We start from the raw sequence: 20,444 nt of genomic DNA on the forward strand, positions 1-20,444 counted from the left end.
CTCATTAGAAAAAGAGGGGTAATACATTTATTGTGCTACCCTTTATTTTTTAACACTATTTTAATTTATTGGATATCAATAATCTATATATGTGATATTATATATACCGCATTTAATTTACAATTCACCGAATTTTTCTACAATTTACCGTTGATGGTGCATCATTAACCGTTCATCAATTGTCTTATTTTTAACACTTCATTAATTAGTAGTCAAAAATTAACGCACATGAGAAAATTAGTCTTGTTACTACTGGGCATACTTATGCTCGGTGGTGAGCTATTGGCCCAGTCACGTACAGTGACGGGTAAGGTTTCAGATGCATTGGGAAAACCTGTACCAAATGCATCCATTCTGGTTAAAGGCAGCAGTATTGGCACATCCACGCTGGAGGATGGCAGTTTTTCGATCAATGTACCTGAAAATTCAAAAACGCTGGTAATTACAGCAGTTGGTATGCTGCAACGGGAAATAAATATTACCAACAAAAACACTGTCAGTATTGATCTTCAAACAGACAACCGGGATCTTCAGGAAGTTGTGGTAGTTGGATATGGAGTCCAGAAAAAAAGAACAGTTACTGCTGCAATCGGTAAAATCGGAGGAGATAAAATCTCCGATCTTCCAACAACCTCATTTGACCGACAGCTGGCAGGTCGGGCTGCAGGTGTGCAGGTAACTCAATCCAGCGGACTAGTAAGTGCACCTCCAAGAATCAGGATCAGGGGTGTTAACTCCATATCTCAGGGTCGGGATCCGCTGTTTGTAATTGATGGCGTCCCCTCATATACCGGCGGAGCTTCCAGTTTTGCCAATACCAACGTGTTGGCTGATATCAATCCAAACGATATTGAATCCATTGAAGTATTGAAAGACGGAGCTGCCACTGCAATTTATGGCAGCCGGGCTGCCAATGGCGTGGTTATGATTACAACCAAAAAAGGGAAATCAGGCCGGCTGAATGTAAACTATGATATGTATATGGGAGTAAGTTCAGAATTTAACTCTCCCGACTTGTTGAATGGCGAACAATTTGTAACAATTGCCAATGAAAAACTAACAAATGCAGGTCTTGCTGCAGGGGCCAATATGAGTGCAGAAGGAACCAATACCGATTGGCTTCGCGATGTGATTTATAAAAAGAACCCATTTGTCCAGAGTCATACCATCAGTGCAGCAGGAGGAAGTGACAAAAGTACCTATTACATGAGCCTGAACTACCTTTCGCAGGAAGGGATTATTCAAACAAACAAAAACCGTCGTTTCAATGTCCGTGCAAACATGGAACACAAAGCAAACAAATGGCTCAAAATTGGAAATAACATTACGCTGAGCAGAACGGAAGATTTTGATCAGAATAATGGAGGTAATGCATTGAGTGGGGCAATGGGTGCAGCACAAAGAGCGTTGCCCAACGTTCGAGTCTTCAACGCTGATCATCCAACCGGCTACAATATAACACCGGATAATTCAGCACTTGGTTCAGATGCCAATACACGAAATATTGAAAACAACTATGTGAATATTGCATATGTACTTGCAAAAAATAAATTCAGCAATGATCGATACCGCATAATCAACAACTTCTTCCTGGAACTTAGCCCGATTCGCTCTGTTCAAATTCGCACACAGGCATCCGTTGATTATACCAACTCAATAGATTTTCAATCGCTGGATCGTGTACATGGAGATGGCAGAGGTGCACAGGGTAGTTTAACCAATCAGAATATCCAATACAGCATTTACACCTGGCAAAATTATGCAACCTGGACTGAACAATTTGGTGATCATGGTGTGACAGCAGTTGGTGGAGTAGAAATGCAGCGTGTAACAAATCGATCCTTTTTTGGACAGGGAACAACCATCTCAGATCCATTTTTTCAATCAGACAACCTCATCAGCAACACCATTGCAAATCAGTTTTCAGGCGGAGGAATCACCAAAACAGGATTTCAGAGCTATTTTGGCCGTTTGAATTATGACTATGCCGGAAAATACTTTGCACAATTCTCTATCCGAAGAGATGGAAGTTCAAGACTTGCTCCTGACGTTCGTTACGGCAATTTCTTTGGGGCTTCAGCAGGCTGGAATATCAGTGCTGAAAAATTCTGGTCGCAAAGTGGCATCGCCAACGTAATCAATGATTTTAAGATCAGAGGAGGTTATGCCGAAGTTGGAAATGAACTGTCAGCTTCATTCCCCTGGTTAAGTACCTACGGACCGGCACAATATGGTGGTGTGGCAGGTAATGCAGCCAATAGAATTGGAAATGCACAATTACAATGGGAGGTTAACAAAAAACTGAATCTTGGTGTGGATCTCGCTTTTCTGGATGACCGTTTTAACCTGAGTTTTGATTACTTTATTAATCAGAATGACGGACAGGTGCTGGACGAATTGCAACCTGTTTCCCTTGGTGTTCCGGGAAATATAATTACCAAGAATATTGGTAAGATGGAGAACAAAGGGATAGAAATTTCAATTGGTGGAGATATTATTCGTAAAAAAGATTTCACCTGGGCAGTAAATGCCAACTTTACCAAAGTGGCCAATAAAGTAAAAGCACTGGCTGACGGACAGCAGGAAGTGCTGGTAGCCGGACCTAACAATGGAACATTTAATATTAACCGAATTGGTTCTGATATCAATTCTTTTTATGGATATGAGTGGGCTGGCGTTAATCCGGCCAATGGTAACCCTATGTGGTACAGAAACGGATCGGATACTATAGTACAATACCATAACGTGGCCGGAGCAGCAGCCAATTACTATTTATTTGATCCGAGTAAACCCAATACACTGGGAGATGCAACAACCTTAGGAAACCGCTCCATTATTGGAAGTGCATTACCAACCTGGTTTGGCGGAATAAGCAATACCGTAACATACAAACGATTTACAGTTGATGTATTCTTTCGCTTTGGTGGCGGCAACTCAGTTTATAACTTAACCCGTCAGGAAGTATGGAATAGCATGGGATTCGTGAATAATGGAACTGAGGTATTAAACAGATGGACACCGGATAATACAGCAGGAACCAGCCCCAAACTTTACTATGGTCGGGATAATCAGGTTAACCTGCAGGGACTTGCCAATAGCCGGTTTCTTGAGAAAGCAAATTTTTTACGCCTGCAAAATTTGCAGTTAGGCTATTCCATTGACACAAAAAAACTCGGAAATCTGGGTAACACGATAAAATCAGCCCGCTTTTTTGTTCAGGGCACCAATTTGTTTGTATGGACCAACTACAATGGAATTGATCCGGAAAACTTTAGTGAAATCGGAATCGACAACAGTTCCGTACCACAGCTAAGAACATTCACTTTTGGTTTAAATCTTGGCTTCTAATCTAAAAAACGCAGAAAATGAAAATGAATATTAATAAATCAATCGGGGTGCTGGGAATAACTGTAGCACTTTCCCTTCTGACTCCTGGTTGTAAGAAAGCATTGGATGTTTTACCCTTCAGTTCATTTACGGATGCAACAGCATTCACTTCTCAGGAAAGAGTGGAGGCTGCCATTAACGGAGTTTATGATGCAGCACAATCCGGATTTTATGCCGGTGGAGCCGTACGTGGTTATCCATTTGGAGCTGCCAATATTACACAGGGTGATATGAGAGGAGAAGATATGCTAAATAATGCCCTGTTTTATCAGGTTACATATGAAGCAACATATAATCCAACTTCTGCAAATCAGGATTTTATGTTTCAAACCCTTTATGCATTAATAAATAAAGCCAATCTTACTATTGAGGGAGTTCAGGGGGCTATAACAAATAATATAGTAACCGCTGAAATTGGAAATGCATATATCGGAGAAGCAAGATTTCTTCGTGCACTTGCTCATCATGAACTGGTAGTGAATTTTGCTCGCCCATACCGCGATGGGAATGGAAGTCAGATGGGGATTATTTATAGGGAAAAAGGAATTAATGGGCAGGCAGCCATTGAAGAAGCCAGAGCACAGACCAGAACATCTGTTGGTGATAACTATGCCAAAATTCTGGATGATCTGAATTTCGCAGAAACTAATTTGCCAGAAACCCAAACTGGTGCAAATAAAACCTACAGAGCATCCAAGGCTGCAGCGATTGCACTCAAATCACGCATATATCTCCATATGGGAGATTGGCCCAAAGTGGTGGAAGAAGGAAATAAACTTGTTCCAGCAACAGCTCCATTTCAATCTGCCATAGGCGGATGGCGTTTGGAAGCAGATCCTGCCACTCCATTTACAACAGGTGGCTGGCAGGGGAATGAAAGTATTTTTTCTGTAAGAAATGCATCTACCGACAACCCCGGTGTAAATGGAGCATTGGGTAATATGCTGGGCACTACTGCTACTGGTGGACGTGCTTTGGTTCGCATCAGTCCAATTCTCTACAATTTACCAGAATGGCTATGCACAGACAGACGCAGGAACATGATGATTACAATAACAGAAGGAACAAAAGTGAATTACCTGAGCAATAAATACAAGGATCCAACTACCAGTACTGATCCGGCACCTCAAATCCGGTATGCTGAAGTACTGCTAAACCTGGCAGAAGCAGAATCAAGAATTGGAGGAGGTGTATCCGAACGCGGACTTGCCTTATTGAATGCAGTTCGTAATCGCTCGGTAGATGCAGATGCACAATTCGGCATTGGTGATTTTGCAAATAAAAATGAATTGATCAGTGCCATTTTGGTGGAACGCAGAATTGAATTTGCGGCAGAAGGAAAAAGATGGATGGATATTCATCGCAATGCTGTAGACCCGGATTTTTCAATTGGAGGAATTCCTGCAAAGATCGGAACAGGAGTAGCTGGTACAAGTTTCTATGAATGTGGAGCCGGCAGCACGCCCTATACAACAGCAGTGGCAGCACTTCCGTACAGCGATCACCGCTTTATATGGCCAATTCCATTAAGTGAATTACAATCAAATAAAAACTACGAGCAAAATCCGGTTTATTAAATTAATTAATCCTCTGGTATAAAAAAGGCTGCCCCCAAAATGGGCAGTCTTTTATTTGTCAAATCTTCTCTTTTAAAGAATCGGAGTATCTCTTAAAATCTGCGTCTATCATATTCCCCCTAAAAATGGAAACAAAAAAAGAGGCTGTCTCAAAAGTAATTGAGGCAGCCTTTTTTCATTTTTCAGGGTAGGGTTATTCACATTTTGATGTTTTTTGGCGTGGAAATAACTTTTTTTGTTTTTGTGGCTATTTCTGCATCGTAAGAGGTACCTCATTAACCGTTGTTTTCAAGCAGAATAACCAATACCAGGCTATGCTGCTTCCACCAAGTCTGGATGAGTTGATTGCACCCAATCATCCGGTACGCGCCGTAGCTGCGATATTAGATCAGATTGATATCGGGCCGATCGTAAAGCTCCACAAACCGGGTGGCACGAGCAGTTACAATCCCGGGATGCTACTAAAAGTGTTGGTGTATGCATATATCAACAATGTTTATAGTAGTCGCAAAATTGAAGAGGCCGTTCTTCAAAACATCCACTACATGTGGCTGGCTGGTATAAGTAAGCCGGATCACAACACGATTAATCGCTTCAGGGGAGAGCGTTTGCAAACAACACTCAAGCCAATTTTTCACCAGATTGTTTTGTTGTGGTGTGAAGAAGGATTACTCAATATCAAAGACTTCTATACCGATGGCACCAAGATCGAAGCTAATGCCAACCGGTATACTTTTGTACGGGGCAGAGCCATCAAACTATCTGTTGCTGCGAGTGAATTAGATGATTCAGACCCTGCTGGTTTTGATAAAGTGGATAGCAAGCAGGTGGAGAAAACAATTGAGACGATCAATGCAGACCTTAAGAACAAGAAAGTTAAACCAGCTGTAAGGCAAAAATTAAATTATGCCCAAAAGCACTGGCCTGCAGCTTTAGATAAGTAGGAAGCACAGGAAAAAATCCTTGGAACCAAAAGGAGCAGTTTTAGTAAAACGGATCCTGACGCAACCTTCATGCGTATGAAGGATGATCACATGCGGAACGGTCAACTCCCCCCCTACAACGTTCAGATCAGCACGAACAATCAGTCTATTGCCTCTTATTCTATTCACCAGGACACTACCGATACCAATACCCTGTCTGAGCACTTGCAAGACCACCTGCGCAGCTATCAACAGAAGCCTCCAGTATAACTGCTGACGCAGGTTACAGAAGTGAACAAAACTTTACAAGGCCAGTAAATGCCAGGGCTGCCCCTTACGACAAGACTGTCATGATCAGAAAGGTGATCGCATCATCCAGTTAAACCATAACCTAAACCGCTTAAAGGCCCAGGCTGACAAGAGACTTAAATCAAAAAAAGGTGTTGAAAAAAGAAAGAAGAGGTGCTGGGATACCGAACCGTCTTCGCAAACATCTAACACAACCACCAGTTCAAGCGATTTATGCTCCGTGGAATAAAAAAAGTGAACATTGAAACGGGTTTGCTGGCAATCGCACACAACTTAAGAAAGAAAATTGCCTAGCAACCTTTGCCTCTTCACAAAAACGAATCAGCTCAACCCGCAAATCAGTATTTTTTACGCTGGATTTACTACCACAGTCAAAAAAAAAAGGCCGCCCTTATACTTTTAGGACGGCCTCTTTTTTAAACGCCATAGTACTTCTCTATTGATACAGTTCTATAAACAATGTTCTCATGAATCTCATTGAATCCGCCAATTAAACATAATTATGTGGAAATTTAAGGAAGTAGAAACACAGATTAAATTAATAATCGATGAAAATTGAAGAATCTGGTAGGAGAACATTTCTTTACCTAATTGATAAAAAAATCCTGATGCCGCACCATGAAATAAATTCCAATCCAAAAGTCCAACAACACAACCCAGGTTTTATACATATACTAAAAAAAGGGCTGTTGCAAAACAGCAACAGCCCTTTTAATTAAAATAAAATATTCCTGAATTAGTTATTCAAATTCGGATTGTTGATCACTTCCTGTTGTGGAATAGGGAAGGTCAGCTTTGGATCATTATAAGGGAAGGTATTTCCAGCTTCGAATATATGATTTGATCCACGGGTTACCGCTTTTTTACTACGCTTGAGTGCCAGATAAGACTTACCCTCTCCCCAAAATTCAATTCTGGTTTGTTTGTAAATTTCATCTTTTAAGGCATCACCAGAAAGAGCATCCAGATAATCGGTATCAGGCATACGTTCAGCCAGATAATTTTTTAATACCTGACGAGCTTCACCGTCTTTCCCATTCTGCGCTTTTGCTTCTGCGTTCAATAAATAGAACTCATCAGCACGCATATAAACATAATCTGCATCAATCAGACGCTGGCCGCCAATTCTGCGATTCGGATGAAAGAATTTGTTAGTTGGCCAGAGATCCACATCAAATTGATTTTTTCTGATATCATTATCTGGAATGGAATTATAAAGACCCGCATCTATGATTTTAGGATCACCTGCCCATGCATAGCTATAGGTATAATAATCCATCTGTCCCCACCAGGAAACCAGGTCGAGGCCATAGTCAGTGATAATATCAACACCCCATATCCAGCTTGGAGTAGCTACATTATTAAACCCGGACTGGGGATTGGTAAGTGTGTTACCATTCAACACCGCAACGGTTTCAAGTTCTGTAGTCATTGGATATGCAGCCATCAGCTCCTGGGTCAGGGTTTCAATTCTTGTCCAGTCTGCAGCCGCACCGCGGGCACCTAAGGCATACACCAACAGTCCTTTTGCTACATTCTGGTCAATCTGATTTTTAGCCCCTCTGTTGAATGACGCGAGTAATTCAACTGCCGCTTCAAGATCAGATATGATCAGATTATAAACTTCTGTAGAAGTAGCTTTGGGCAAATTAACCTGACCGGGTGCAGTATAAAGAGGAACCGTTTTTTCTGAACCGGTTCCATACTCCAGTGAATACAACTGGCTCAAATAAAAATAGGCGTAAGCACGGATGGCTTTTGCCTGCCCCATAGAGAATTTATTTGCCTCCACTTCAGGAATGGCATCATTTCCGCCCAATGCATCTATTACAAGATTTGCTCCGCGAATCACTCTGTAATAATAACCCCAGGGAATTCGTGTTTCTGCACGTGTAAAATCCGTTGTTGCCTGTAAACGGGCTATTGGAGAATACCACCCATAATTTAAGGCACCCAGTACCATATCACCGGATAACATGTCAGTATAAATATCAATGCCTTTCTGCCCAAAATCATCGTGACGGTCATCCAGTGCATTGAAAATAGAATACATCAGGGTGTACAATCCAGATATACTTCCATCAAGAAGTGACGGATCAATAGCAGCCTGTTCAGCCAGATCAGCGGTAGTAATTTCCCGGGTAGGTCTGGTTTCCAGGAAGTCTTTTTTACATCCCGATAACACCATGGTACCCAGCACCATTGAAGCTATAATGTGTTTATATCTCATTTGATTTTAATTTATTGATTTACAGTTTTACACGCATGCCCACTGTAATGGTGGATAAAGGAGCATATGTATAAATATTCGATGCCCCGGATTCAGATATGGTTGGATTCAAACCTCTACGAGCCGAATTTATGTAGAGGTTATCACCTGATACGAAGAATGAAGCTTCGCTCACATTTAGTCTGCTAAGCATAGTAGATGGCAGGTTATAACCAATACGAATATTATTAAGAGACATGAAACTTGCTTTGGTAATAAAACGGCTTGAGAGAGACGCTACGTTTGCATCTTCTTCATTGGAAATACGCGGAACATTGGTAACCTGACCGGGTGTAGTCCAGCTTTGACGGATGTCTTTATGCCAGTTGTTACCACCAATCAGATCATTTGCCATCAAATTTGCATAAGCTCCGTCATATGTATAACCGCCGAGACTGTACAGGAATTGAATAGCAATATCAAAACCTTTGTATCCTCCTCTCAAATTGAAAGCGCCACGCACTTTTGGAATAGCTGATTTGCCAACATAATATTGGGTAGCGTCAGCATATTCTTTGGTGGTGGATTTAAGCAGGGATCCTCTTTTATCAGGGTTTTCAGCAAGATATTGTTCCAGATTCAACACTTCCTCATCTTGTTGGTATTGTCCGTCACTATTTTCATCATCATAAAATACTACCCAGGTGGATTTTCCATCTGCAGGGTCAACTCCTGCAAAATCACGTACATAAAAATCAAAGATGGAACGATCTTTTCCCCATCCATAAGCCCCCTGGATATCAATTATCTTTTCTTCATTATTATTCGAAGGATCCAATGGCATCCTCAGGATCTTGTTAGTGAACATTTCTCCATTCACACCAAAATCAAAATAGTAGTCTTTCTTCTTCAATAAATGTGCAGTAAGATCAAATTCAAATCCCTGGTTTCTAAGTTTTCCATCATTTACCCTTAAAGAAGGGAAACCATTTGAAATACCGATCTGACGTCTAAAAATAAGGTCGTTGGTATTTTTCACATAGTAATCGAGGGAACCGGTTAAATAACTACCCAAACGGAATTCAATACCAGCCTGGTACATCTGGGAAGTTTCCCAGGTAAGATCAGGACTTTGACCGTCGCCCGGGGTTAAAGAAGGTTGGCCGTTTAATTGACTAACGGTGTAAAAGTCATATCCAGGATAGAAACCAACACCATCCTGATCGCCCATGAGACCAAAGCTGGCTTTCAATTTCAGATAATCAAAGACCCGCTGTTTGTCCATAAAACCTTCATTCGACACGATCCATCCCAGACCAATTGAACCAAAGTTGCCCCATTTGTCTTTTACGAAACGTGAGGTACCATCCCGACGAACAGTTGCAGATAAATAATATGTTCTGTTGAAATCGTAATTAACCTGAGCAAAATAACTTTCCAATGTATAATCTTCCATATATCCACCTGCAAGACCAGCAGAAACCACACCATTTGTCAACTCAAGATTATCATTTGAAACCAGGTTTACGTTTCCGGCAGTGGAAGTGTTTCTTTTCCAGTCTGTAGCTTCATGAGCAGCTAACACTTCAATGTTATGATCTCCAAAATCTTTGGCATATCGCAACATTTTAAGAAAGTTCAGGTTCGTTAATTCTGTACGGGAAAGGTAAATGGCCCCCTTTTGACCGGCTGCTGAGCCATAAAATTTGTTCAGGCGATTGGTATTCACACTATTAAAGTATTGAACCCCCAATCTTGTTTCAAATGAAAGTTCCTTGGTGAAATTCACTTTAATTTGCCCGTTACCGTTCAGCTCATTCCTCTTTGTACGGTCTACATCATAAGTTGCATCTGCTATGGCATTGGTCAGTGATCCGAACTTACGCCCCGCTTCACCATAGTCAAATACATTGCCGCCATAAATATTGTCGGGGATATTATCTCCATTTGCATCTTTCCTAAATAATGGATAAATAGAAGGAAGATTATCAACAAACCAAAAAATGGAATTGGAGCTGCTACCCTGACCATTCTGATTAGTGGTGGTATTCGCATATCCAATATTCATGGAAGCCGTCAGCCAGCTTCTAATCTCCTGATTGATATTCATTCTCGCAGAGAAGCGTTTGAAATCGGAATTGATGGAATAACCTTTATCCTGCAGATATCCAACAGAAGTATAGTAGTTAGTCTTGCCTGTTCCACCACCCAAACGAACAGTAGCTTCTGTGCGGTTGGAAGGCTGGAAGGCATAATCTTCCCAGCTTTCCGGATTGAAGCGACGAGTTACACCCGCCCTAACTTTGCCGGTGGCAGGATCTATCAAGTCTGCTCCATTAGCAACATTCCACATGTTATAATCTACATCAATACCCGCATTTCCAAACAAATTCGCATTTGCATAAGCCACCGGATCAGCCGCACCTGTAGCAAGTCCCTGGTTACGCATAGCTCTCCAGCTCAGTTCAATATATTCTTCCGGATTGGTTATTTTATCATAACGGGGTAAATAGGAGAAGTTGGTACCAACTTTCAGATCTGCTTCAATAAAAGGCTTTTGACTGCGACCATTTTTTGTGGTTATGATAATCACACCATTCGCACCTCGGGCACCATAAATTGAAGTTGCTGCTGCATCTTTTAATACGGTTGTTGACTCAACGTCACCCATATTAATTGAATTCAGGACACCTGTAAACGGAACTCCATCAATTACATATAAAGGAGAACGGTTTCCGTTTACTGATCCCAAACCACGAATCCGTATGGTGGCTGCTGCACCTGGCTGCCCAGTGGCATTGATCACCCGAACACCTGCCACTTCGCCAGCAAGTGCCTGTGAAACGTTAGATGTGTTTTTATTGGTTAGTGCATCACCAGATACCACTACGGCAGATCCGGTAAAGGCTTCTTTTGTTGTATTACTATAACCAACTACAACAACTTCCTGTAGATCCGAATCCGATTTTTTTAATACAGCATCAATGGTGTTTCCTTCACCAATCCGCTGTTCAAATTCTCCAAAACCAACCCCCGAAATAACCAATATCCGGGCGGTTCCCGGAATGGTAATTGAATACGTACCATCGTCCTTGGTAGTGGTACCTGTAGTGGTACCTTTAACTACCACCGATGCATTAGCAACAGGATTGCCAGATGCATCTGTAACCCGACCTGTGAGCGTTCGGGTCTGTGCCCATAGTTGTCCCGCCAGGACAACCATGCACAAAAGCATGCAGAGCATTTTTCTCATGTACATTGTGTGTTTAGATTAAAAAAAATCTTTGTTAAATAGTATGACAGGTTAGATCATGAAAAGCTGCATTAAAACTTTGAGAGTTTTGCAGAAATTTAGTTCATGATAATTTTACAGGGCGCCTTTGCATCGGAACACTTAAATCTTTACGGCTGGGCTTTCTCATTGTGCTACTTTATTTAGAAGAATTAACAAATTAAACACAGGAAGTTTAAAATTAGGTTAAATAAAAATGGTCATTTTCATACTATTTACTATAATTATTCTTTTTATACCTTTATTAATATATATTTAACCGTTAATTATAATAATAAGTCATTTATTACTTAATATTAATATTTGTTAACTATTCACCAATTCCCTGACAATTATATTCAACAAAAAAAGGAACCATAAAAGGCTCCTTTTTTACATAAACGGTTTGACCTGATCACTTTAAGAGCTCATTTAATCTCGTCTCCAGATCAATTCCCCGCAAATTTTCTGCTATTATCATCCCCTGCGGATCAATCAATACATTATAGGGGATTCCTTCAAAACCATAGACATCCACCGAAGCACTGCTCCAGAATTTCAAATCACTCATATGCGACCAGGTTAACTGATCATCTTTAATTGCCTGTAACCAGTCTTCTTTACTCTTATCCAACGAAACTCCCAGAATGGTAAAATTTCTTTCCCTGAACTTATCATAGGCCCGAACTACATTGGGATTCTCCTTTCTACACGGACCACACCAGCTTGCCCAAAAATCAACCAACACATACTTTCCTTTAAACCCGGATATCGATAAGGGTTTGCCATCCGTTCCCGGCATCATTAACTCCGGCGCAGGTTTACCTACCAGACTTTTGGAAGATTGCCTTCGCTCCATCTCCTCCAATTGCGCTTTCTGCTGATCAAATGTTTTTTTCACCGATTGCAACGTGCCATATTCCGGAAAACGATTCACCGTGGCAACCAATACCTGCTCAAATTCAGCACGCGGAACGATTTGAGAAGCGAGACCAAGTGAAAACATACTTACAGCCGGACTGGCAGATTTCGTTACCACATCTTTTACATACGCGCTTAAATCAGCAATCTGTTTATTCTTCTTTTCGGTTAGAAAAAGTTGCATGGTATCCGTGCCTGGAAATTGCTTTAAACTATCCAACTGAGCAAACACTTCATTAATTTCCAAACTACGATTGCTGTACTCCTGAATCAACCCCTGAATCTGCCTACTTGCAGGAGACCCCTCTACTTTGTAGTGTTGCTCCTTCTTTGCCATATCCAGATCCACAGAAATTGATGCTGCATCATTCACAACAAGAAATACAGGGCCGTTCTCCACAGATATTTCATATACCCCTTCATCCTTTGCCTTTGCCTGTAATGATACAGTTCCCTCTTTACCCTTTATAGTGGTAGAATCCAATATAACAGGCGCTGCATCCGAACCAAACGGAATTTCTTCAATCTGGATTCTCCTGTTCTCCATCGGCTCCAGCTTATCACCATTTATAAAATTAATTTTTACAGTAAAATCACCTCCTGCTTTCTTCGTCTCACAGGATACCAACAACACCAACACCAACAATCCTGAACCGTAAAGAATCCGAGAAATCCTCATAAACAATTATTTATTGATTTAATTTTTGCTCCAATAAGGCAGTAGTCGTTTTTGGATCCGCTTTGCCTCTTGATACTTTCTTCACTTCCCCCATAAACAAACCTATCAAACCCTTTTTGCCTTTACGATATTCAGCCACTTTCTCCGGCATTTTGCTCAATACTTCCATTACCCATTGTTCAATTTCATCTGTACCCGCATCCTGTAACAACTGAAGGGAAGATGCAAGTTCGGTAGGATCCATTTCGGGCTGTTCCAATAAGCGTGGAAATAAACGGGAAGATGCAGAAGAAAAACTAATCTTGCCAGACTGAACCAACTCAACCAAACCGGCAAATTGTTTCGGTGTTAAAGGAAACTGATCAAGCAATTGATTGGTCTCATTCATCCAGGCTTTTATTGGCCCCAATAGCCAGTTGGCAACTGCTTTGTACTGCTGTGTATATTGAATACTTGTTTCAAAATAATGCACCATTTCTTTTTCGTCACTGATGAGTCGTGCATCGTAGATCGGTAACTGATAGTCAATAATATAACGTTGTTGAATGGCATCCGGTAATTCCGGCATGGATAACCGGATCGATTCAAGCTGTTTTGCTGATACAATAAAAGGAGGTAAATCGGGGTCAGGAAAATACCGGTAATCATTCGCTTCTTCCTTGCTTCTTAATGCAAACGTAATCATTCGGTCTGCATCGAAACTTCTGGTCTGCTGAATGATAGGCTCCCCTTTTTCTGCCATCTCCATCATTCTTTGTGCTTCTATTTCGATGGCTTTTTTTACATGTCGGATAGAATTCAGGTTCTTTACTTCCACTTTGGTACCCAACTCTTTTTGCCCCCTTGGACGTATTGAAATATTGGCATCGCAACGCATGCTTCCTTCCTCCATATTACCATCGCATATACCCAGAAAGCGTACCAATTTGCGAACCTCAGTTACATAAGCATATGCCTCTTCAGCACTGAACATATCCGGTTCTGAAACGATTTCAATCAGCGGAACTCCGGCCCTGTTATGATCGATGGCCGTTTTATTTTCATGCGCATCATGGATACTCTTACCCGCATCCTCTTCCAGATGGATATGGTGTAGTTGAACCGTACGCTCTTCCCCATTCACCTGGATCCGTACACCACCACCCTGGCAAATAGTATTGATATGCTGTGATGTCTGATACCCCTTTGGTAAATCGGGATAGAAATAATGCTTTCTGGCAAACCAGTTTGTTTCGGTAATACTGGAATTACAGGCCAGTCCCATTTTAACTGCCGCAACCATGGCTTCCTTATTCAATCTTGGTAAGGTACCCGGATATGCCAGCGTAATTGGACTGATATGTGTATTGGGAGCCCCGCCAAAACTGGCGGAATCGGCGCAGAATAATTTCGTTACGGTGGATAGCTGGGCATGCACTTCCAGGCCTATCACCAATTCATATTTTTCTTCCAGTGGAGCCTGGCCGTCAACAATCCTTTCTTCCATGGCGCAAAGGTAGGGAAAGGGGGACAAAGGAGAAGGTGAAGCAACGGGGAAAAAGGAGACAAGGGGAAAAAGGAGGGAATGCTTCCCCTTTCCCTTTGCCTACTTTTCCTCCTTTGTCACCGTTGTTATCTGTTCTTACAGCTCCGCTGTACGAAGCTTTCTCGGCATTTTCAATTCCACTTTCTGTACCTGCCCATTGCGGAGATATTCAATCGGAATACTTATTTTTTTGGCCTCCCTGGCTAAGCTGTTTCCATCCAGGAGTTCATTTACACTGTTGATGGCTTTACCGTCAAAAGACGTGATAATATCGCCTTCTTTTATACCGGCTTTTTCAGCAGCCGATTCCTCATCCACTTCCAATACTTTCACCCCTTTACCATCATCGGTATCCTGTGCCTTTATTCCCAGTTTTGGCTGTCCACCATTCCAGTTAAAATGGATATCATTATTGCCAAATCCGTCAAATTCAAAATTTTCTTCGTTGAATGGCAGCACAAATGGCTCGCGACTATTAATTGTATAGGTAGCTGCCCTTTTACCCAGACTCGCACTTACTTCAGCCGCTTTACCCTCCCTTAAATAACCAACTTTCACCTTTTCCTCCGGCTTGAATTTACCAATTGCTTTTGTCAGACCATCCGGATTCTCAATTTTTATATCATTGATCTTTGTAATGATATCCCCATTTTTTAATCCGGCTTTTTCTGCTGCACTTCCCTTGGTTACCTGCATAATCAAGGCTCCTTTTTCTGATTTTTCTGTTGAGACTCCAAGAAATGCCTTATTTACATTATTCAATTCAATAATACGACTCTGTCCATTCCAGGACTGAACTCCACCATCCTGAAAAGGTGAACGCGGTTGACGGGGAACCGTAAACCTCATCGTATTGCCATCCCGAACAATAATGTTTTTCTTCATTATGGCAACCCTGTCATTATCAAACTCCGCCAACGGCTTGCCATTCACCTCTACTTTATCATCTTTAATTACAATCGTCAACTTCACCTCCTTATCTCCCTTTCCACCTTTTTCCCCCTTTTCCCCTTTTTCCCCTTTTTCTCCCTTCCTTTTAATAATAATCTGATCATATTCCCCCAATCCTTCCTTTTCTTTCTGCTGTGCCTTTACCGGCAGCCCCAGTGCCAGGAAGATCCCCATCCCGGCAGCAATAAGTTGAATAGATTTCATGCTATTTTTCATTTACGGTGATTTTCGTAGATCAAATATAAGAGAAGTTTTCAATCTACGAAATATTTCGGAAATGTTAAATCCTCTGCACCGGTCGGGTGGCACCGGTCGGGTGAACCATCAGAGAGATGCCCGAATAGCAGCAATTACCGCAGCAAGGTTGCTGGCATCCTGGCCTCCGGCTGTAGCCAGGTTCTTTTGTCCCCCACCCCCGCCTTTGATCAGAGGCGCAACTTTTTCCTTAATCAGTTTTCCGGCATCCAGGCCGCGGGCTGCTACTACGGTATCAGCAATAGAAATGGCTACGGATGGCTTGCCGCCTATATTCGCAGCCAGCACTACCACATAGTCATTCAGGTTATTCTTCAGATCAAAACAGAGCTTTTTCAATGCATCTGCGTTGGCTACCTCAACAATATCGCCTATGAATGTGATGCCATTCAGGATTTCATCTTTTTGCAATAACTCATTCCTTATGCCCACCAACGCACGGTTCTCCAGACTCTCCAATTGTTTTTTCAAATGAGCATTCTCCGCCAGCACTGCATCAATGGATTTACTTAATTCCTTCGGATTCCGGAACGCAAGCTTCACCGCATCCAACTGCGCTGTTTGATCAGCCAGCCATTCGGAAAACGCACTACCTGCCACTGCTTCCATCCTGCGCACCCCAGCTGCCACGGCCGATTCTCCAACAATTTTGAAAAAGCCCAGTTCGCCCGTCGCTTTTACATGGGTTCCACCACACAACTCTATGGAATAAGAAGGATCAATCGTTACTACCCGAACCAGATCGGCATATTTCTCACCAAATAATGCCATCGCTCCCATACCTACCGCTTCTTCTTTTGCCATTTCGCGAATTACTACCGGCCAGTTCTGGCGGATCTTTTCGTTAACCAAAGCTTCAATCCGAACCAGTTCATCCTCTCCAACCTTGGCAAAATGAGAAAAATCAAATCGCAGGTGTTCGGCATTTACCAATGATCCTTTCTGCGCCACATGAACACCCAATACCTCTCTTAATGCAGCATGCAATAAATGCGTGGCCGAATGATGTACCGCTGTATGTCGCCTGCGAACCTGATCCACCCGGGCTGTAACAATACCACTTATATTAACCGGTAATTTATCCACCATCTGAATAATCAGGTCATTCTCTTTTCGGGTATCCAGTACCGTAATTTCTTCCCCTTCAAACGAAAGAATCCCTGTATCCCCAACCTGTCCGCCACTTTCGGCATAAAACGGCGTTTCGGCCAGCACCAGCTGATAGGCTTCCTTACCCTTTGCTGTAACCTTTCTGTAACGAATCAATTTGGTTTCCACTTCCAACTGATCATATCCAACAAACAAGGATGCCTGATCTTCCTGAAAACTTACCCAGTCCTCCGTATCAACCACAGTTGCTGCGCGACTACGATTCTTCTGTTCCTGCATTTCTTTTTTAAAGCCATCTTCATCTACTTCCAACTTATTTTCCCTCGCTATAAGCATGGTCAAATCAAGAGGAAATCCATAGGTATCATACAATTCAAAAGCAGCTGCACCATTAATTGAAGTGGCGGCAGAAGCAATGATATCATCCATTTTCTTCAATCCTTTATCCAGCGTGCGCAAAAAGGCATCTTCTTCCTCCTTCACCACTTTACTAACAAAATCAAGCTGCTTCATCAATTCCGGAAATACCGCTTCAAACTGCTTAGCCAGAACCGGCATCAATTGAAATAGCAATGGTTGTTTGTAATCAAGATAAGAATAGTAATATCGAACAGCTCTGCGCAATATCCTTCTTATAACATAACCTGCCCCTGTATTCGAAGGCAGTTGCCCATCTGCAATAGTAAATGCAATGGCGCGAATATGATCTGCAATTACCCGGAAACCAATATCCGCACGGCTATCACTGAATCCATAGGTTTTACCGGTAATTTTTTCGGTAGCAGCAATTGTTCCGGTAAAAACATCGGTATCGTAATTGGAGCTTTTGCCCTGTAATACCCGAACAAGTCGCTCAAAGCCCATTCCGGTATCTACGTGAGTAGCAGGCAAAGGTTCCAGAGACCTGTCTTTTTTACGGTTGAATTGAATAAATACATTATTCCAGATCTCGATTACCTGAGGATGATCTTTATTCACCAAGTCGCGGCCTGGCAAAAGAGCTCTTTCAGCTTCGGACCTGCAATCAACATGAATTTCGCTACATGGACCACAGGGTCCGGTATCCCCCATCTCCCAGAAATTATCCTTTTTATTGCCAAATACGATATGATCCTCCTCAACCAATGTTCTCCATTTTGCCAAAGCAATAGTGGAGGCAGGGAGGTTCTCAGATGGATCTCCCTCAAAAACGGTGACGTATAACCGATCTTTAGGAATTTTATAAACAACGGTTAATAACTCCCAACTCCATTCGATTGCTTCATCTTTAAAATAGTCTCCAAAACTCCAATTACCCAGCATTTCAAACATGGTATGGTGGTAAGTATCCACACCAACCTCCTCCAGATCGTTATGTTTGCCACTTACTCTAAGGCATTTTTGGGTATCAGCCACTCTTTTATAGGGTGCGGTTTTGTTACCCAAAAAATAATCTTTGAACTGATTCATACCGGCATTGGTAAACATCAGAGTAGGATCATTTTTCACTACAATCGGCGCTGATGGCACAATTGCATGTCCTTTGGATGCAAAAAAATCTAAAAAAGCTTTTCGTATTTCGGCGCTTGTCAACATAATTCGGAATGATTCTTGAGCGTATTTTTAGCTTCGCCCGCTATATTTGCGCATAGCCGGTGAAAGTGGTGCAAAGCTAAGGAAATGGGCTGTGCAGGCATATATGAAAAAAATCAAATACTACTATAACCCTACAACCCTTCGGTATGAGAAGCTGGAAACCCCACTGCGGGTGAAATTGCTGCGTGCGCTTGGATTTATCGCCGGTTCTCTGGTAACTGCCCTCATTATTGTTTCCATCGCCTTTCAATACCTGGATTCTCCCAAGGAAAAAATCCTTCGCCAAAATTATGAGCGGGCCCGCGACAATTACGATCTGCTCAACATGCAGCTTGGCAAACTAAAGCAGCAGATGACTGAACTGGAGAAAAGAGACAATGAAATTTACCGGTCGATTTTTGAAGCAAGTCCCATCCCTGATAGTGCCCGCGTGAAAGAAATGGAGAAGCAGAAGGAAATACAGCTGGTACAGGCTATGGACGCCGATGCGCTTTATACAGATATCGTTGGAAACCTGAACAACCTCATAAAAAGAGCTGCTTTCCAACATAAATCCTACGATGATATCGATGGTTTTATCAAAAACAAGGAAATTCTGCTGGCTGCCACCCCTGCTATTCAACCTGTCAGCAATTCCGACCTTCGAAGAATTGCCTCTGGCTTCGGATACCGGATTGATCCGGTATATAAAACGGTGAAAATGCACGCCGGACTTGATTTTGCTGCACCACAGGGAACACCGATCTATTCAACCGCAAACGGATCTATCAAACTTGCCGGCAATACCGGTAATGGATATGGAAACCATGTCATTATCAATCATGGCTATGGGTATGAAACGCTATACGGACATATGTATAAGATCAAAGCCAAATCCGGACAGAAAGTCAAACGGGGTGAAATCATTGGTTATGTAGGCAGCACAGGGAAATCAACCGGCCCCCATTTGCATTATGAAGTCCATAAAAACGGAAAACGACTCGACCCTGTGTATTTCTTCTATAACGATCTCACACCCGAACAATACGACCGTCTCCTTAAAATGGCTGCGGCAAGCAACCAAAGTTTTGATTAATCGTCCTCTGAATTGCGGCACGACCATTGTATCTTTATGCACTGATGTCGAAGGGATTTCAACAAATAACGCTTGATTTTGGCCTGGAACCTACAGGCCCTCCTGCTGTTAGTGAACCTGATCAACCCGCCCTGGTTGCTCCACAATCAATTGAACCGCCTGTTAAAAATGCGGAAGCTCCAATAAAAATAGACCTCACCACCGATTCAACCGCTGTTAGCATCCGTCGTAAACCCGGCCGCAAACTCAAAGAAAAGGTCTGGAAATCAGCCACTCCGGGAAAAAGAGGCCGGAAATCATTAAAAGAAATTGCAGCAGAAGCTGACCTTGTGGAAATTCCATCGGACGAGGAACTTTTTACCAAACAATATTACAGCATCGGGGATGTGGCCAATATGTTTCGGATGAACCCTTCGCTGATCCGAACCTGGAGCAATGAATTTGAATCCATGCTTAAACCCCGCAAAAACAGAAAGGGGGATCGGTTTTATCGCCCGGAAGATGTAAAATTCCTGCATCTTATTTACCACCTTGTAAGAGTTAGAAAGTTCACACTGGAAGGTGCGCGGGAACATTTAAAAGGACAAAAGAAAAAAATGGAATCACAGTTCCAGGTAATTCAAAAATTGCAACAGTTAAAAGCCTTCCTGTTAGAATTAAAAGCGAATTTATAAGGG

10 protein-coding genes and 1 pseudogene are annotated in these 20,444 nt (G+C 42.1%); 5 read left to right on the forward strand and 6 right to left on the reverse strand.

The genetic code is table 11. The features are described 5' to 3' along the window. Positions 1-228: 228 nt before the first annotated feature. The 3 genes and pseudogenes from B2746_RS02175 to B2746_RS02185 all read left to right on the forward strand — a co-directional run bounded on the left by B2746_RS02175 (position 229) and on the right by B2746_RS02185 (position 6,490). Positions 229-3,348, forward strand: coding sequence for a SusC/RagA family TonB-linked outer membrane protein (locus B2746_RS02175; protein WP_290790535.1), 3,120 nt, complete (start codon positions 229-231; stop codon positions 3,346-3,348). A gap of 17 nt (positions 3,349-3,365) precedes the next feature. Next, positions 3,366-4,964, forward strand: coding sequence for a RagB/SusD family nutrient uptake outer membrane protein (locus tag B2746_RS02180; protein ID WP_290790538.1), 1,599 nt, complete (start codon positions 3,366-3,368; stop codon positions 4,962-4,964). A gap of 314 nt (positions 4,965-5,278) precedes the next feature. Then, positions 5,279-6,490, forward strand: a pseudogene (locus tag B2746_RS02185) (transposase). A 442-nt stretch (positions 6,491-6,932) separates the two neighbouring features. Here the strand turns inward: B2746_RS02185 and B2746_RS02190 are convergent. From B2746_RS02190 to alaS, 6 genes are all read right to left on the reverse strand, one after another. Then, positions 6,933-8,426: a RagB/SusD family nutrient uptake outer membrane protein gene (locus B2746_RS02190; protein WP_290790541.1), complete on the reverse strand. Its 1,494-nt coding sequence runs from the start codon at positions 8,424-8,426 to the stop codon at positions 6,933-6,935. A 19-nt stretch (positions 8,427-8,445) separates the two neighbouring features. Continuing rightward, positions 8,446-11,658, reverse strand: a complete 3,213-nt coding sequence (locus B2746_RS02195; RefSeq protein ID WP_290790544.1) for a SusC/RagA family TonB-linked outer membrane protein — start codon at positions 11,656-11,658, stop codon at positions 8,446-8,448. A 433-nt stretch (positions 11,659-12,091) separates the two neighbouring features. Further along, positions 12,092-13,276: a TlpA family protein disulfide reductase gene (locus B2746_RS02200; protein ID WP_290790547.1), complete on the reverse strand. Its 1,185-nt coding sequence runs from the start codon at positions 13,274-13,276 to the stop codon at positions 12,092-12,094. A gap of 10 nt (positions 13,277-13,286) precedes the next feature. Further along, a complete protein-coding gene (gene gatB, locus B2746_RS02205) occupies positions 13,287-14,762 on the reverse strand; it encodes an Asp-tRNA(Asn)/Glu-tRNA(Gln) amidotransferase subunit GatB (protein WP_290790548.1) in 1,476 nt (491 codons plus the stop codon). Between the two features lie 135 nt (positions 14,763-14,897). Then, complete coding sequence (locus B2746_RS02210) at positions 14,898-15,956, reverse strand: PDZ domain-containing protein (RefSeq protein WP_414655269.1); 1,059 nt, start codon at positions 15,954-15,956, stop codon at positions 14,898-14,900. Between the two features lie 120 nt (positions 15,957-16,076). Continuing rightward, positions 16,077-18,692 (reverse strand): alanine--tRNA ligase, encoded by a 2,616-nt coding sequence (alaS, locus tag B2746_RS02215; RefSeq protein WP_290790551.1) that lies wholly within the window; start codon positions 18,690-18,692, stop codon positions 16,077-16,079. Positions 18,693-18,795: 103 nt separating this feature from the next. On the opposite strand from alaS, the gene B2746_RS02220 reads away from it, so the two are divergent. Beyond that, positions 18,796-19,767, forward strand: a complete 972-nt coding sequence (locus B2746_RS02220; protein ID WP_290790554.1) for a M23 family metallopeptidase — start codon at positions 18,796-18,798, stop codon at positions 19,765-19,767. Positions 19,768-19,811: 44 nt separating this feature from the next. Further along, entirely contained in the window at positions 19,812-20,441 is a 630-nt protein-coding gene (locus B2746_RS02225; protein WP_290790556.1) for a MerR family transcriptional regulator, read from the forward strand. Positions 20,442-20,444 lie beyond the last annotated feature (3 nt).

This window comes from Flavihumibacter sp. UBA7668 (genome assembly GCF_002483205.1).
Lineage (GTDB): Bacteria > Bacteroidota > Bacteroidia > Chitinophagales > Chitinophagaceae > Flavihumibacter.

Coding starts and splice junctions, on each gene's coding strand:
- B2746_RS02175 (WP_290790535.1), top strand. CDS start 229: ATGAGAAAATTAGTCTTGTTACTACTGGGCATACTTATGCTCGGTGGT.
- B2746_RS02180 (WP_290790538.1), top strand. CDS start 3,366: ATGAAAATGAATATTAATAAATCAATCGGGGTGCTGGGAATAACTGTA.
- B2746_RS02190 (WP_290790541.1), bottom strand. CDS start 8,426: ATGAGATATAAACACATTATAGCTTCAATGGTGCTGGGTACCATGGTG.
- B2746_RS02195 (WP_290790544.1), bottom strand. CDS start 11,658: ATGAGAAAAATGCTCTGCATGCTTTTGTGCATGGTTGTCCTGGCGGGA.
- B2746_RS02200 (WP_290790547.1), bottom strand. CDS start 13,276: ATGAGGATTTCTCGGATTCTTTACGGTTCAGGATTGTTGGTGTTGGTG.
- gatB (WP_290790548.1), bottom strand. CDS start 14,762: ATGGAAGAAAGGATTGTTGACGGCCAGGCTCCACTGGAAGAAAAATAT.
- B2746_RS02210 (WP_414655269.1), bottom strand. CDS start 15,956: ATGAAATCTATTCAACTTATTGCTGCCGGGATGGGGATCTTCCTGGCA.
- alaS (WP_290790551.1), bottom strand. CDS start 18,692: ATGTTGACAAGCGCCGAAATACGAAAAGCTTTTTTAGATTTTTTTGCA.
- B2746_RS02220 (WP_290790554.1), top strand. CDS start 18,796: ATGAAAAAAATCAAATACTACTATAACCCTACAACCCTTCGGTATGAG.
- B2746_RS02225 (WP_290790556.1), top strand. CDS start 19,812: ATGTCGAAGGGATTTCAACAAATAACGCTTGATTTTGGCCTGGAACCT.